This window comes from Bacillus sp. Medicinal_06, assembly GCF_056711665.1.
The window spans coordinates 460,147-473,628 of the sequence record NZ_JBWYHD010000004.1 but is presented as its reverse complement, the minus strand read 5'-3'; the positions used below and the strand labels follow the sequence as shown (position 1 = coordinate 473,628).

The 13,482-nt window shown below is 36.2% G+C and carries 15 protein-coding genes and 2 other annotated features; of the genes, 8 read left to right on the top strand and 7 right to left on the bottom strand.

All coding sequences use genetic code 11. From position 1 onward, the window contains the following. Positions 1 to 13: 13 nt before the first annotated feature. Positions 14 to 254, bottom strand: a binding site (T-box leader). Between the two features lie 40 nt (positions 255 to 294). Beyond that, positions 295 to 533, bottom strand: a binding site (T-box leader). 306 nt (positions 534 to 839) lie between these two features. Further along, the gene (putP, locus tag AC1M36_RS12530; protein ID WP_336453981.1) at positions 840 to 2,306 is read left to right on the top strand and encodes a sodium/proline symporter PutP; all 1,467 of its coding nucleotides are present in this window, start codon (positions 840 to 842) and stop codon (positions 2,304 to 2,306) included. 179 nt (positions 2,307 to 2,485) lie between these two features. Next, positions 2,486 to 2,878, top strand: coding sequence for an Ig-like domain-containing protein (locus AC1M36_RS12525; RefSeq protein ID WP_336453980.1), 393 nt, complete (start codon positions 2,486 to 2,488; stop codon positions 2,876 to 2,878). 77 nt (positions 2,879 to 2,955) lie between these two features. On the opposite strand, the gene AC1M36_RS12520 is transcribed toward AC1M36_RS12525, so the two are convergent. From AC1M36_RS12520 to AC1M36_RS12505, 4 genes are all read right to left on the bottom strand, one after another. Beyond that, positions 2,956 to 3,372 (bottom strand): PH domain-containing protein, encoded by a 417-nt coding sequence (locus AC1M36_RS12520; protein ID WP_336453979.1) that lies wholly within the window; start codon positions 3,370 to 3,372, stop codon positions 2,956 to 2,958. Positions 3,373 to 3,745: 373 nt separating this feature from the next. Beyond that, positions 3,746 to 4,135, bottom strand: a complete 390-nt coding sequence (locus tag AC1M36_RS12515) for a cupredoxin domain-containing protein (RefSeq protein WP_336453978.1) — start codon at positions 4,133 to 4,135, stop codon at positions 3,746 to 3,748. Positions 4,136 to 4,310: 175 nt separating this feature from the next. After that, complete coding sequence (locus AC1M36_RS12510; protein WP_336453977.1) at positions 4,311 to 4,478, bottom strand: hypothetical protein; 168 nt, start codon at positions 4,476 to 4,478, stop codon at positions 4,311 to 4,313. A gap of 160 nt (positions 4,479 to 4,638) precedes the next feature. Beyond that, positions 4,639 to 5,550: a DMT family transporter gene (locus AC1M36_RS12505; RefSeq protein ID WP_431613316.1), complete on the bottom strand. Its 912-nt coding sequence runs from the start codon at positions 5,548 to 5,550 to the stop codon at positions 4,639 to 4,641. Positions 5,551 to 5,873: 323 nt separating this feature from the next. On the opposite strand from AC1M36_RS12505, the gene AC1M36_RS12500 reads away from it, so the two are divergent. From AC1M36_RS12500 to AC1M36_RS12480, 5 genes are all read left to right on the top strand, one after another. Next, positions 5,874 to 6,605 (top strand): alpha/beta hydrolase, encoded by a 732-nt coding sequence (locus AC1M36_RS12500; RefSeq protein WP_336453975.1) that lies wholly within the window; start codon positions 5,874 to 5,876, stop codon positions 6,603 to 6,605. A 92-nt stretch (positions 6,606 to 6,697) separates the two neighbouring features. After that, positions 6,698 to 7,216, top strand: a complete 519-nt coding sequence (locus tag AC1M36_RS12495; protein WP_336453974.1) for a YjcG family protein — start codon at positions 6,698 to 6,700, stop codon at positions 7,214 to 7,216. Between the two features lies 1 nt (position 7,217). Then, complete coding sequence (locus tag AC1M36_RS12490) at positions 7,218 to 7,640, top strand: GNAT family N-acetyltransferase (RefSeq protein ID WP_479845916.1); 423 nt, start codon at positions 7,218 to 7,220, stop codon at positions 7,638 to 7,640. Positions 7,641 to 7,741: 101 nt separating this feature from the next. Further along, the gene (locus tag AC1M36_RS12485; RefSeq protein ID WP_336453972.1) at positions 7,742 to 9,805 is read left to right on the top strand and encodes an ATP-dependent helicase; all 2,064 of its coding nucleotides are present in this window, start codon (positions 7,742 to 7,744) and stop codon (positions 9,803 to 9,805) included. A 143-nt stretch (positions 9,806 to 9,948) separates the two neighbouring features. Beyond that, complete coding sequence (locus AC1M36_RS12480) at positions 9,949 to 10,416, top strand: CotY/CotZ family spore coat protein (protein ID WP_336453971.1); 468 nt, start codon at positions 9,949 to 9,951, stop codon at positions 10,414 to 10,416. 287 nt (positions 10,417 to 10,703) lie between these two features. Here AC1M36_RS12480 and AC1M36_RS12475 read toward each other — a convergent pair whose 3' ends face one another. After that, positions 10,704 to 10,910: a cytochrome C oxidase subunit III gene (locus AC1M36_RS12475; protein WP_336453970.1), complete on the bottom strand. Its 207-nt coding sequence runs from the start codon at positions 10,908 to 10,910 to the stop codon at positions 10,704 to 10,706. 63 nt (positions 10,911 to 10,973) lie between these two features. Continuing rightward, positions 10,974 to 11,333, bottom strand: a complete 360-nt coding sequence (locus AC1M36_RS12470; protein WP_336453969.1) for a DUF1360 domain-containing protein — start codon at positions 11,331 to 11,333, stop codon at positions 10,974 to 10,976. A gap of 127 nt (positions 11,334 to 11,460) precedes the next feature. Here AC1M36_RS12470 and AC1M36_RS12465 point away from each other — a divergent pair, with 127 nt between their 5' ends. Then, entirely contained in the window at positions 11,461 to 12,108 is a 648-nt protein-coding gene (locus AC1M36_RS12465) for a CotY/CotZ family spore coat protein (protein ID WP_336453968.1), read from the top strand. Between the two features lie 67 nt (positions 12,109 to 12,175). On the opposite strand, the gene AC1M36_RS12460 is transcribed toward AC1M36_RS12465, so the two are convergent. Continuing rightward, positions 12,176 to 13,006: a CotO family spore coat protein gene (locus AC1M36_RS12460; protein ID WP_336453967.1), complete on the bottom strand. Its 831-nt coding sequence runs from the start codon at positions 13,004 to 13,006 to the stop codon at positions 12,176 to 12,178. Between the last annotated feature and the right edge of the window lie 476 nt (positions 13,007 to 13,482).

The window sequence follows — 13,482 nt, the reverse complement described above, 5'->3', positions numbered from 1 at the left end:
CATATCGAAATATGTAGAGGACGATAAATTTACCGTGGTACCACCTCGTTTGGATGCAAGAAGCATCCCGCTTTATTCAGGTACAAATATATACCTTATCCTTGTAACGGCGGAACCCGGGTTGCCTACTTCTTTCGGTTCAGCATACCTCTCGTAAGCCCATTCCGCATATGGCACCGCACCGGGCTCCCACCTATCCCCGGCTCTCTGGAACGTCTCCAATATACGTACTCTTCTTACTTAAACGATTTAATTTATTTATTTTTATACACAAAAAGGGAGTACTCATCCTATAGAAAGGACGGGTACTCCCGTGGTGCCACCTTAATTCGTTACAAATGTAACGCACTTTGCCGTATCAAAAGTTAATACGTGTCTCTTGTATCGATGAGATCATGTCGCCAAAGCCTACTTCTTTCGGTTCGGTTTGGAAGCTCCGAAGGCCATTCCATATTAATCCCATACTGATTCGCACCAACCACCAGCTCTCTGACATGTTCAAAATATGTACTCTTCTTCATCAACGCTTGCATTTTTTTAAGTTGCACTCATTATAGTCCCTACTTTTTTCATAAGTCAATACTTTTTTAAAAATTTTATTTTTTTCTTCATTCAATATTATATTGACAAAACAACCTGTTTTTATGTAAATATAATAAATACTCTATTTAAATTAAGCTTTTTTGTCAGAAAATTATATATTCTAAAAATAAATCTATGTCAAAAAACGCTTACATTTCAGAAAATTCGTATTTGTATATGGATTTTCTGAAATAATCATGATAGATTATAAATATGCAAAATTCATCAAAAGATATTACAAAAGGAAGGGGAACTACATGAGTACGCAGATGTTAATTTTAATTTCTATCTCTATTTACATGCTCGGGATGTTAATTATCGGCTATTTTGCCTATAAACAAACATCCAACTTAACAGATTATATGCTTGGCGGGCGTACACTAGGCCCCGCAGTAACAGCATTAAGTGCTGGAGCAGCCGATATGAGCGGCTGGCTGTTAATGGGATTACCCGGTGCAATGTTTAGCGTTGGATTAAGTAGTAGCTGGATTGCGATTGGCCTAACACTTGGCGCATACGCAAACTGGATCTATGTCGCTCCTCGCTTACGTACCTACTCAGAAATTGCAAACAACTCTATTACTATTCCAGAATTTTTAGAGCATCGTTTCCATGATGCATCTCATATGCTACGTCTCGTTTCTGGACTTGTTATTATGATCTTTTTCACATTTTATGTAGCTTCAGGATTCGTTTCGGGTGCTGTATTATTTGAAAATTCATTTGGCATGAATTATCATGTTGGACTACTTATTGTTGGAGGCGTTGTTGTAGCTTACACATTATTCGGCGGCTTCTTAGCTGTAAGTTGGACAGACTTCGTTCAAGGTATCATCATGGTAGTTGCTCTTATCCTTGTTCCGGTCGTAACAATTATGAATGTAAACGGCCTTGGACCAGCATTTGATACAATTAAATCTATTGACCCAGCACTATTAGATATTTTTAAAGGTACATCCGTATTAGGTATTATTTCATTATTTGCATGGGGTCTTGGTTATGCTGGGCAACCTCATATTATCGTACGCTTTATGGCTATCTCATCTGTAAAAGAAATTAAAAGCGCACGTCGAATTGGTATGGGCTGGATGATTTTCTCTGTAGTAGGAGCTATGTTTACTGGCCTTATCGGTATCGCTTACTATTCAAAAGCGGGATTAAAGCTCTCTGACCCAGAAACAATTTTCGTTGAACTAGGTAACATTTTATTCCACCCATTAATTACTGGATTTTTATTAGCAGCTATTTTAGCGGCTATTATGAGTACAATCTCTTCTCAGCTTCTTGTTACTTCAAGTGCAGTAACGGAAGACATATATAGAACATTCTTTAAACGTTCTGCATCTGATCGTGAGCTTGTATTTGTTGGTCGTATGGCTGTTCTTGTTATCGCACTTATTGGTTGTGGATTAGCATTTAAACAAAATGACACAATCCTAGCGCTTGTTGGCTACGCTTGGGCTGGCTTCGGTTCTTCATTCGGCCCGGTCATTTTACTAAGCTTATACTGGAAACGTATGACAAAATGGGGCGCACTAGCTGGAATGATCGCTGGGGCTGTAACTGTTATTACGTGGACACAATTTAAGTTTTTAAAAGACTTTTTATACGAAATGATCCCAGGATTTGCTGCAAGCTTACTTGCAATTATTATCATTAGTTTATTAACAAAACCTTCAAAAGAGGTTGAAAAGCAGTTTGAGGAATTTGAAAAAACTGCGTAATATTTTTAAAATAAGGAACCTTCGCTTTCATCATAAAAGCGGGGGTTCCTTTCTTTTTATGTACCTTTCGACATTTTTCTCTTTGAAATTAACAATTTCTTTATGTTTCGTTAAATTTATCATAACACTACTTCGTTATAGTATTAGTATCAACACTTATACAGAAAGGAGACTTTAAAATGATGGCATCACTACAACACCAAAGCTCAAAAAAACTATCACTTATTACAAATGCTTCTTGTCCAAACATACAATCAAATTCACCTCACATTTCAATCGCTCCTTCTGTCGTATCTGTAATTGGTGTGCATATACAAAAAGACAAATTAAAAATAAAAGTAGGGAAAAGCGCTGAATTATCAGCCTCTGTTCTCCCAATTCAAGCAACAAATCAAGAACTCATTTGGACAAATATGAATCCTAACGTCATAACAATTCATACAGATCAAAACAAAGCAATCATAACTGGAAAGAACGCCGGACGAGCTGTCGTCATCGTCACTACTGCCGAAGGGAAATTTCGAGATTTATGTGTTGTTCATGTTCAACCTTTTATCACAAATCCGAAATAAAATTTCTTCCTTTGTTCAGTTTATGTATTTCCTTGCCTAATCAAAAAATAAGAGTGGCCCTTGAGAGACCACTCTTCTCACTCATTTATTAAATGGTTTTCCACTTCAATTTGTGGATGAATATTTTTTAAAACACAAACAAATTGTTGCTCATCTTTCGGTGAAACCAATTCTGTTTCAAATTGAGAACCGTAAAGGATTTCTAGTCTATCAAAAGATAGTGCAGGAGCCGCTAACGGGTTTTTAGTTTTTGAAATTTTTCTTATATCTTTGATTGAAATTCTTTTTTTCCTCGGTCCGTATCGAATGATAAGCTGTTCATCTTTTATTCTGTAACCCGTTGTGAACCAGCTCCAAATAAGAAGAACGGCAATAGGAATGGTGAAAAATAGAAGGAAATAATCCCTTCCTGCAAGAAATGGAGCAAAACAAGCAGCGACTCCCGCCAAATAAATTGGATATAACCACACATCTTTTTTTGATGGAAAGTACATATAAAGCCACCTCCACATCCATTATATACCAATTTATAAAAACTTTCGAAACCATATAAATCGATGCTATGAAAACAAAAGTGTAACATGATAAAGTTATTTCATTTTTGATGTGAAATACTTCACTTAAAAATATAACAATACATTTGTTTAAATCTAAGTGTTCTTGCACAATCGCGCCCGATTGTGCAAGATCTTAATTCCTATGTCTTATTGAACAAATCTACCTCTTTTCTTTACAAAAAGTAAGCATTTACGTTTTCATAAGAACTTCTGTTTGCTGAGGAAAGTTAGATGTTATAATGATGTCTGAGTAATAATAAGTAAGCTACCGTTGCTTATTAAACAAGCAAGGCCCGATTGGCCCTGCTTGTTATTTGACTATTACTTTTCCATCCATTCCTTTCTGGAAATGGTACCGACATATCAATTCATATGTACCGGGTTTTTTAGGGTTCACGGTAATGGTTTTTTCTTTTCCCGGCTGGACTTCGACGTCAATTCTGAGCTTTTCCACTGTGAAGGTGTGCTCTTTCTTACCTTGGTTCTTCAATATCAACGTTGTCGTTTTTCCAATCGGAATATTGATGACTCTCGGATTAAAGTAATCATCGTTCAACTCGACCTCAATCACTTTCTCTGACTCAATAGACTGTGTTACGACGCCGGATTCGGCAAATACACTGGGTGAGCCTGAAGTTGTCACACCCACAATCATCGCAAGCAAAACGACCAATCCAGTTAACCACTTTTTCACAGACATTCGCAATCCTTCCTTTCCTAAGCACTATTGTTTTCCAATTCATAAAATATTATCACTATAAATGTGGTTCCAACGTGCTTCAAATAGTAACTCTTTTATCTAAAACAGTGACAAAGAAAAAAATCGACTCTAATGGACGATCTTCTGGAATCCATTCTTCCTCAATTAATCTGCACTATTGGTTTAAGTGTAATACTTCCCATTCAAACAAAATATTTTCATCATCTTCAAATTGATTTTCCACAATCTGGCCCTTTAATGGAATAGCATGACTGACGTTTTTAAACATCTTGATTGTAAATGTAACAATTTTATTTGTACTCAACAAAAAGGAGATTTCCACTCGTTTTCTCTCTTTGATTCCACTTGACATGGGGCTAAAAAAGGCGCTGACCGCTTCTATACACGGACAGATCCTCTCTCCCACCCAAAAAGAAAGGTTTTTATATCGAAAAAAGCTGTTAGGATTCCCCCTAACAGCCTACTAATCATCTATAAACACACTACAGTTCTTGCGTACATGCTGCACTTTGAACTGGTTCTTTCTGCACACGTTTTTGCTGCTGCAACAAGAAAATAAACACACCGCATAATACGAGAACGCTGCCAATAACTTGCATACCATTCAGCTTTTCACCTAGTAAGAAGAATGCCAATATTGACGCTCCAACAGGCTCTCCTAAAATACTCATTGAAATTGTTGTCGCATTCACATAATTTAATAGCCAGTTATTAATCATATGTGAAGCAGTTGGTACAATCGCAAGCAAAATAAAAATCCACCAGTCCCATGTAGAATATCCTGTAAACGGCACACTCATGACTACGTTATAAATAGCGATAAATATTCCCGCAAACGCAAACACGGTAAAACTATAAATCCAGTGCGAAACTTTTTTTACAGTTGTTTGCCCAATGAATAAATAGCCAACAACTGCAATTACACTTAAAAAGGATAAGATATCTCCAATTACTGCCTGCTTACTTAACCCTAAATCTCCCCATCCAATACACATTACGCCAAGGATGGCAATCCCCATTGTGGCAATCGCTGAATAAGTCGTTCTTTCTTTAAACAGAAAAAAACCTCCAACTAACGATACAATTGGCTGGAGCGCTAAAATAATGGTGGAGCTAGCAACAGTTGTAAACTTTAAAGATGCAAACCATAAGAGAAAATGCAGTGCTAAAAAGAATCCTGATCCTATTAGAAAATACCAATCTCGCGTTTGAATTCTGCGAAACTCTTTACGTTTTTTCCAAACGATTGGAAGCATCAAGATTACAATAATCCATAACCGATACATACTTAAAATTGAAGATGGCGCTGAGGACATCTTTACAAAAACAGCTGCAAATGAAATGGCTATAATGGAAACTGCTAACGGTAGTGCAATTGATTTTTCTTGTTTCAAAGTTGTTTTACCCCTCTCCCTGTAAAAATCCCCACTTCATTATATATAAACCCAATTTAATCTTTCAACATATAAAGTAAAACTTTAATCAATAGTTTTTCCCCACCCCCACTGATTATTAGCCCCCACCACTCGGACGTTTACTGGCAGTTCTTCTCCTACCTAAAAAGAAAGGTTTATAAATACTAATTTTTTAGATTCTTCCTACCATTATGGTAAAATATAAAATGAGAAGCACGGGTAGTAGATATGTCCGTTCATTTTTGCTATTTGCGCCACCCTCACAGAGCAACTACAGCATATTTTTATTAGGGGGATCACACATGAATCAAGCAATCGGGAGAATCGAAGAACTTTCATTTTACAGTACATCGCTTCAAGAAGAGGTTACACTTCTCGTCTATTTACCAGTTAATTATACGCCGCTTCATAAGCACACAGTTGTCATTGCACAAGACGGAAGAGACTATTTTCAACTTGGTAAAGCGCACCGTGTAATTGAACGTCTTCGTGAAAATGAAGAAATTGACCGAACAATTATTGTCGGTATTCCATATAAAAATGTACATGATCGTAAAGAAAAATACTTTCCAAACGATGTGAAAAACAGCGCCTATATTCGTTTCCTTGCCCACGAACTCGTTCCATATATCGATGAAAATTATCCAACATACCAAATGGGCAAAGGTCGTGTATTAATCGGTGATTCTCTAGGCGGTACAGTGTCCTTTATGACAGCACTTATGTATCCGCATACATTTGGCAAAGTTGTTATGCAATCTCCATTTGTCGATGAAACCGTACTTAGCCTTGCAAAAGATTTTACAGAACCGCAAGCATTGGAAATTTATCATGTAATTGGGACAGAAGAAACTGCTGTAAAAAGAACGGATGGACAAGTTTCTGACTTTGTAGAGCCAAATCGTGAACTGCATGCATTACTTACAGAAAGAAAATTCATCACACATTACGAAGAATTTGAAGGAAATCATACGTGGAAATATTGGCAAACAGATTTACCAAAAGCATTCTCGTATATTCTATCAATGAAATAATAGGAAGCAGTATTCAGAATTCTTTGATATAATAAAAAAAGAGATTTATTTTCTCAAAATCTAACTAGACTTACAAAGGGAGGAATATAAAGATGAAACTAGGCATTGTAATTTTTCCATCAAAAATGATTCAAGATAAAGCGAACGGATTGCGTAAGCGTTATGATCCGCATTATGCATTAGTTCCACCACATATTACATTAAAAACACCCTTTGAGGCACCAGATGAACAATTAGAATCGATTGTACAAGAACTACATACAATCGCAAACAAAACAAATCCGTTTACCCTTCATGTTGGAAAGGTAAGCTCATTTGCACCTGTTAATAATGTTATTTATTTCAAAGTAGAAAAAACACCTGAACTTACATTCTTAAACGAAGAAATGCATAAAGGACTCTTCACACAAGAGCGTGAGTATGCTTTCGTACCACATTTAACAATTGGACAAAACTTATCAGATGCAGAGCATGCGGATGTATTAGGTCGCTTACGTATGAAAGACTTTTATTATGAACAACCAATCGACCGTTTCCACCTTCTATATCAATTAGAAAATGAAACATGGACAGTACATGAAACATTCCATCTTGGAAAGGGGAACAACTAATTTGCAAGCACAAATCGTACAAACAGACGAACAACTAAGAGATGCATTCTCTGTACGTAAACAAGTCTTTGTTGAAGAACAGCATGTGTCCGCTGAAGAAGAATACGATCAATTTGAAGAAATCTCCAAACACGTTGTTATATATGATGAGGATATTCCAGTCGGAGCAGGTCGCTTTCGCATCGTGGATGGCATTGGGAAAATGGAACGTATATGTGTTCTCGCTTCTCATCGCAAAAAGGGAGTCGGAAAAATCATTATGGACGCGCTCGAAGCATATGCAAAAGAAGAGTCGCTACCAAAATTGAAACTTCATGCGCAAACACATGCGGAATCCTTCTATAAAAAACTCGGATATGAAACTGTTTCTGATGTATTTATGGAGGCGGATATACCGCATGTTGTGATGATAAAAGAGTTATGATTTTCAAAACAGGAGGTAACCCCCTCCTGTTTTTTACATTGCTATTTTCTTTTTCTTCCGCTAAAGTTAAAAGTTGATGCTATAGTTTTGAAGGTGAATGTATGACTCAAGAAAAATTTTCGCAAAAATCATTAACACACGCTAGCGTTCCGCAGGCAACCTATCATATTCCGAAAACCTCTGTCAATTTAATTGTAGAGAAGGATAACGATGTCAATTATTTTCGTGCTTTAGAGCGGCAAGGCGTTTATTTAAATGAAAAACAATTAGAAGCAGTGCGAACAACAGAAGGTCCCGTTCTTACACTAGCCGGAGCTGGTAGCGGAAAAACATCTGTTTTAACAACGCGTGTTGGCTATTTAATCAATGTAAAAAATGTTCATCCACGCAATATTTTACTGCTTACGTTTACACAAAAAGCTGCTGAAGAAATTCGAAGCCGCGTAGCAAGCTTACCTGGTATGAACCGCGTGGCAAGCCAATATGTTGTCGCAGGCACATTCCATTCTGTCTTTTTAAAATTACTTCGTAGCCAAGGATACAACCAGCAGATTTTAGCAAATGAAAAACATAAACAAATTATGATAAAGAAAATCTTGAAAGAATTGCGTTTAAAAGACGATTACGATGCAGAAACAATGCTCGCCATGATTTCGCTCGAAAAAAACAAATTAAATCGACCAAAAGATGTACAAGCAAAAACACCCATTGAACAAGAGTTCCGCGAAGTATATGAACGCTATGAAGATGTAAAAAAAAGATATGGGTATATAGACTTTGATGATATCTTACTAGAAACATTCTACATGCTTGAAAATAACGCACCTTTATTAACGCAATTACAAAATAGGTTCCACTACATTGAAGTCGATGAATTTCAAGATACGTCTTATGCACAATATGAGATTGTAAAACTGTTAGCTTCGCCGCGAAATAATTTATTTATCGCGGGCGATGACGATCAAGCAATCTATGGCTGGCGCGGCGCAAGCCATCAAATTATCTTATCATTCCCAAAAGAGTTTGAAGATACAACCATAATTGCTTTAAATACAAATTATCGTTCGAATCCATTTATCGTTGGACTTGGAAATGAAGTCATTAAACTGAATCAAGAACGTTTTAAAAAAGAATTATATTCTGTTCATGAAGAAGGAGTGCAGCCATTTTACGCACGGCCTGCAACTACTCTTGATGAGGCAAATCAAATCCTGCAACTCATTCAAGATAAAGTAGCGAGCGGCGAACGATCATACAAAGACTTTTGCTTATTATACCGTACACATTCTGTCAGCCGTTCTTTACTTGACCAACTGACGATTCATAAAGTTCCATTTATTAAACACGGCGCAAGTCAATCGTTCTATGAACATTCTTTAATTAAACCCGTACTCGATCATCTGCGCCTCGCATATGAACCGTTTCGAATCGAATCGCTCTCAAGCATATTACCAACCATGTATATTGGCCGCGATGAATGCATTTCATTTATTGAACGTGAACAGTGGAAATACGGCGAAGGAAGATTCCCTTCCCTCCTGCATTTTTTATTGCTCAACCCAAGTTTAAAACCATTTCAAGTCAAAAAAATAAACGACCGGATTGACTTCATTAAATTTATTAAAGAATTGGAACCAAAGAAAGCATTAAAAGAAATTATTAAGGGTAAAGGTAAATACTTAGAATACTTACAAAGTAATGATCGTTCTTCCTTTACGATGCATAAAGATATACAAGAAGAAATGCTCGAAGAACTTATGGAATCAGCAACTCGATTTACTGATATCCCTGCTTATTTAGAATTTGTTAGTACGGCGATTCAAAGCCAAAAAGAAATGGAAGCATTAAAAACAATGCAAGAGAAAGATGCTGTTTCCCTTATGTCTATCCATAATGCAAAGGGCCTTGAGTTTCCATGTGTCTTTTTACTCGGAGCAAGTGATGGCATACTGCCTCATTCTTCTTCTTTAAAAGATGCAAATGACCGTGTGACAGATACTTCTGAAGCATTAGAAGAGGAAAGACGGTTAATGTATGTCGCCATCACACGCGCAAAAGAAGAACTGTATATTTCCTCCCCGCAATTTTTTAGAGGAAAAAAATTAGATATATCGAGATTTTTATATATTGCTCGAAAAGATTTGCCGAAGAAGTCAGCGCCTTAACATCATATGGCGCTGTTTTTTTGTATCTTTCCCAAACAATACCGGGGCCCAGCTAAAAGAAATCAGCTTTGTCTCTCGTAATATCGACTCTTCTCGACTCATATTCTATATAGAATAAACTTAAAAAGTAAGGAGTGAATCATATGGGCTGTAACTGTAACAATACACATAATTCAGATTATGATGCAGGTTGTGTATGTAACGTTGTTTCATTTATACATGAATTACAAGAATGTGCATCAACTACTCCTTCCTTATATTATGACATTCCCTTCCTCGATCCCCATTATGAGGCAAAAACCGCAAACACACGCCCTTTCGTTTTGTTCACAAAATCCGGAAATCCTTTCGAAGCATATGTACCTAGTATAACTACAAACTGTAAATCAGCCATTTTTCGCGTCGAAAATATAGACGACTCTTGCTACGCTGTACTTCAACCATTGATTGTTGTCACAAATCGGGGAGAAGACGCTAATTTAAACCCTATTTGTACATATTTAACTAGACCAGATGCTGTATTACATGCAACCTCTTCTTACATCACTCTTGATTTAACTTGTTTCTGCGGTATTCAATGTTTACGTGATGTATATATTCCAAACTGCTGATTGAGATTTCCTACTCTCTAATCACTCACAATCTTCCACGGACACATGTTCCAAATATTTAAGATTTAAGTACAAATCTCTTCTCCATGAATATCCTATAAAAACAACATTACAAATGTCCCTTAGCGTTTAAAATGTTGTTAACACTCTTTTCAACTTCATCTCCTTCACTCATTCTCTTCCAACTACATCACATCATATGTGAAGAATAAAAAATTTTGCTAGTACAGTTATCATTAACTAGCTGTGCACAAAACAAAAACACTCACGATAACATGAGTGTTTACTTAACCTTGACCTTGCTGATCTGACAAGATTTGTTTCTTTCCGCTACAATTACAGTTTTTCTTTTTCACATATCCTTGTTGTTCTAATAGCTGATGCTGCTGCAGTTGTTGTTGTGCTTGTTGATTCTTCATCTGTTGCTGCACTTGATACCAATATTGAAGGTTATTATTCGGATTCGGTTGCTGATAATTTGTCATCGCAAACATCTCCTCTATTTTTTACGCTCGATTTACTATATGAACAATCCCTCTGTTTCGTTCCCTTATTTCTTATTCTTCTATCAATCGACTAACAATCGTCTCAATAATTGCTGCGACACCCGCAACCGCTAATAATAATATAATCGGCTCCATTACTTTTGGAATCCACTTATGACATAACAATAAAAATGCACTCGCCCATATCCCTGTACACCAATAACAACTTAACAATTCCCCTATCCATTTTCTCAATCCTGTTCCTTTAATTTTCATATAGGTAGAAATATTTCCATCAGGTTCTGTAATTTGTACCTCTTCAATAAAAGGTGCCCGTAAAAATGATGTAATTTTATCAAATACAATAAGCCGCGTTAACCGGAAGGCAGCACATGCAAAAATAAAGAACACAAGCCAACTTGTAAATAACATTTCCCTCTCCTACCTTTTCATTACTTCTACCCAGATAAAAAAAACTCTGTAAGAGGAGTAACCGATTTACCCCCTCTTCAATATTCTATTAATGTAAATCAAAACTTAATGATAAGGAGTGTATAGAATGAGTTGCCATGATGACAAAAAGCACTGTTCCGATGTCAATTGTGTATGCGACGTCGTGAATTTTATCAACGAACTACAAGACGTACAACTTGATAGTTGCCCGACTGGTTGCGAAAATCCGATTCTAGGTGCAAACTGTGGTGGTACTTCTCCAATCGCTAATACCCGCCCTTTCGCAATATTTGATAAAAAAGGAGGCATTTTCTTACCAGCAGGCTGCTTTAACGTTATTAATACAGCGTCTGTAACAGCTGATGCTTTTGAGTTGCCTATTCCTATTCCATCTCCATTTTTACGCGTTGAAAGTGTAGATGGCGATTGTTGTGCGGTTCTTAGAGTATTAATACCAGATGTATCCAATCTTACCGCTGCTGCTTTAGATGATCTCGTTAGAGAATTATCACTATTCTTACCAGTGGCAGGGCTTCCATCAACACAGGCTGATTTCCAAGCAATCGCAAGAGCTTTAATTTGTAAATATCAAAACGGTATTACTTTCCGAGATACTGGAGGAGGTTCAGGAGTTGCTCCTAGACTAACAACAGAATTCTTTGGTCTAGCATCTACTAACTTCTGTATTACAGTTGACTTACGATGCTTCTGTGCAATTCAATGTTTCCGTGACACTTTCGTTAGTAGAGTGTAATTTTATTGTAAACCCCAAAAACTATGAGGTGGCAGAGTGTCTGTCACCTTTCTATATTTATTTGTTTCTATAAACCCATCATTTTAATGTGAACGATATCTTCGAATTTAACTTTAATTTCTTTTGTTTTCTCCATCATTTTGATTGCTACATATCCTTCTTCATAAGAAAGTACGTATCCAGTTAAATTTTCTTTTACTGTTTTAATTTGACATTTCACTTTCGGAATATACTTAGGTTTTTGTATTAAAAAATAGAGTTTTTCTTCATTATTCATATCTTTAAAGGACTTTCTTTTTCGTACTCCTCTAGGTGAGTTTATTTCCTTACCTTTTCCCTCATTCAACGCTGCCCTTTCAAATTCTTTATTCTCTTTTGCAGCTATTACCTCTGTTTCTGGTGAATTCTCCTCCCCTTGCAGTTCTTGAGTAATTTCCGCTTCTTCCTTTATGTTTATTGCCTCTTCCTTTACTTTTTCAATGACTTCAGCTTCTGCTTTCACATCCGCTTCTTCCTTTATGTTTATTGCCTCTTCCTTTACTTCTTCAATGACTTTAGCCTTTGCTTTCACATTCGCTTCTTCCTTTATGTTTATTGCCTCTTCCTTTACTTCTTCAATGACTTTAGCCTTTGCTTTCACATTCGCTTCTTTCTTTATGTTTATTGCCTCTTTCTTTACTTTTTCAATGACTTCAGCTTTTGCTTTCACATCCACTTCTTTCTTTATGTTTATTATTTCTTCCTTAGTATCTATTTCCTCTTCCCGTGCAGATTCTACTTGTTTTTCCGGCTTTATAACAAATGTCTTTTGCATGTTCAATTTAGCCTCATCAAATGTAGGTTGTGAAATATATATGATCGACCGCTTATCTTTTTTTTTGCTTGGTTTCCGCTTCAAATCCTTTCCCTCCTGTTCTTACAAACTCTTACTGTTAGATGTATATTCAGCGGGTACGGAAATTTGCGTTCTTTTTTTGTATACAGACATAATATACAGTTTCATATACCTTCTAAAATATAGATTATTTATGAACTCACCTATCATATTTTCTAATGTTATAAACCTTAAAATATAACACTTTGCTACACTATTATCATTGAAATAACGACTCTTCTCCTCTAATATTATCGTAATTATATAATAAACAGAAAAAAAGATAACATTTTAATACAGTGAAACTTTCATTCCTACTAATGGTCAGTCCGACCAGTCGGCCTTTTACCGATAGTTATTACTCACAAATAGTTGAATAAATTATCTTTGTCATTTGGAGTTCGAATTTTCAGATTAAAACACATTAGACATCTCCACTATTCACAAAAAAATAGGAATTTGTCCATTTCAACTTTATACCTACTTGCATTAAATATAAT

Bases quoted from the DNA above. Each gene is read 5' to 3' on its own strand.
- putP (WP_336453981.1), top strand. From the start codon at position 840: ATGAGTACGCAGATGTTAATTTTAATTTCTATCTCTATTTACATGCTC.
- AC1M36_RS12525 (WP_336453980.1), top strand. From the start codon at position 2,486: ATGATGGCATCACTACAACACCAAAGCTCAAAAAAACTATCACTTATT.
- AC1M36_RS12520 (WP_336453979.1), bottom strand. From the start codon at position 3,372: ATGTACTTTCCATCAAAAAAAGATGTGTGGTTATATCCAATTTATTTG.
- AC1M36_RS12515 (WP_336453978.1), bottom strand. From the start codon at position 4,135: ATGTCTGTGAAAAAGTGGTTAACTGGATTGGTCGTTTTGCTTGCGATG.
- AC1M36_RS12500 (WP_336453975.1), top strand. From the start codon at position 5,874: ATGAATCAAGCAATCGGGAGAATCGAAGAACTTTCATTTTACAGTACA.
- AC1M36_RS12495 (WP_336453974.1), top strand. From the start codon at position 6,698: ATGAAACTAGGCATTGTAATTTTTCCATCAAAAATGATTCAAGATAAA.
- AC1M36_RS12485 (WP_336453972.1), top strand. From the start codon at position 7,742: ATGACTCAAGAAAAATTTTCGCAAAAATCATTAACACACGCTAGCGTT.
- AC1M36_RS12480 (WP_336453971.1), top strand. From the start codon at position 9,949: ATGGGCTGTAACTGTAACAATACACATAATTCAGATTATGATGCAGGT.
- AC1M36_RS12475 (WP_336453970.1), bottom strand. From the start codon at position 10,910: ATGTTTGCGATGACAAATTATCAGCAACCGAATCCGAATAATAACCTT.
- AC1M36_RS12470 (WP_336453969.1), bottom strand. From the start codon at position 11,333: ATGTTATTTACAAGTTGGCTTGTGTTCTTTATTTTTGCATGTGCTGCC.
- AC1M36_RS12465 (WP_336453968.1), top strand. From the start codon at position 11,461: ATGAGTTGCCATGATGACAAAAAGCACTGTTCCGATGTCAATTGTGTA.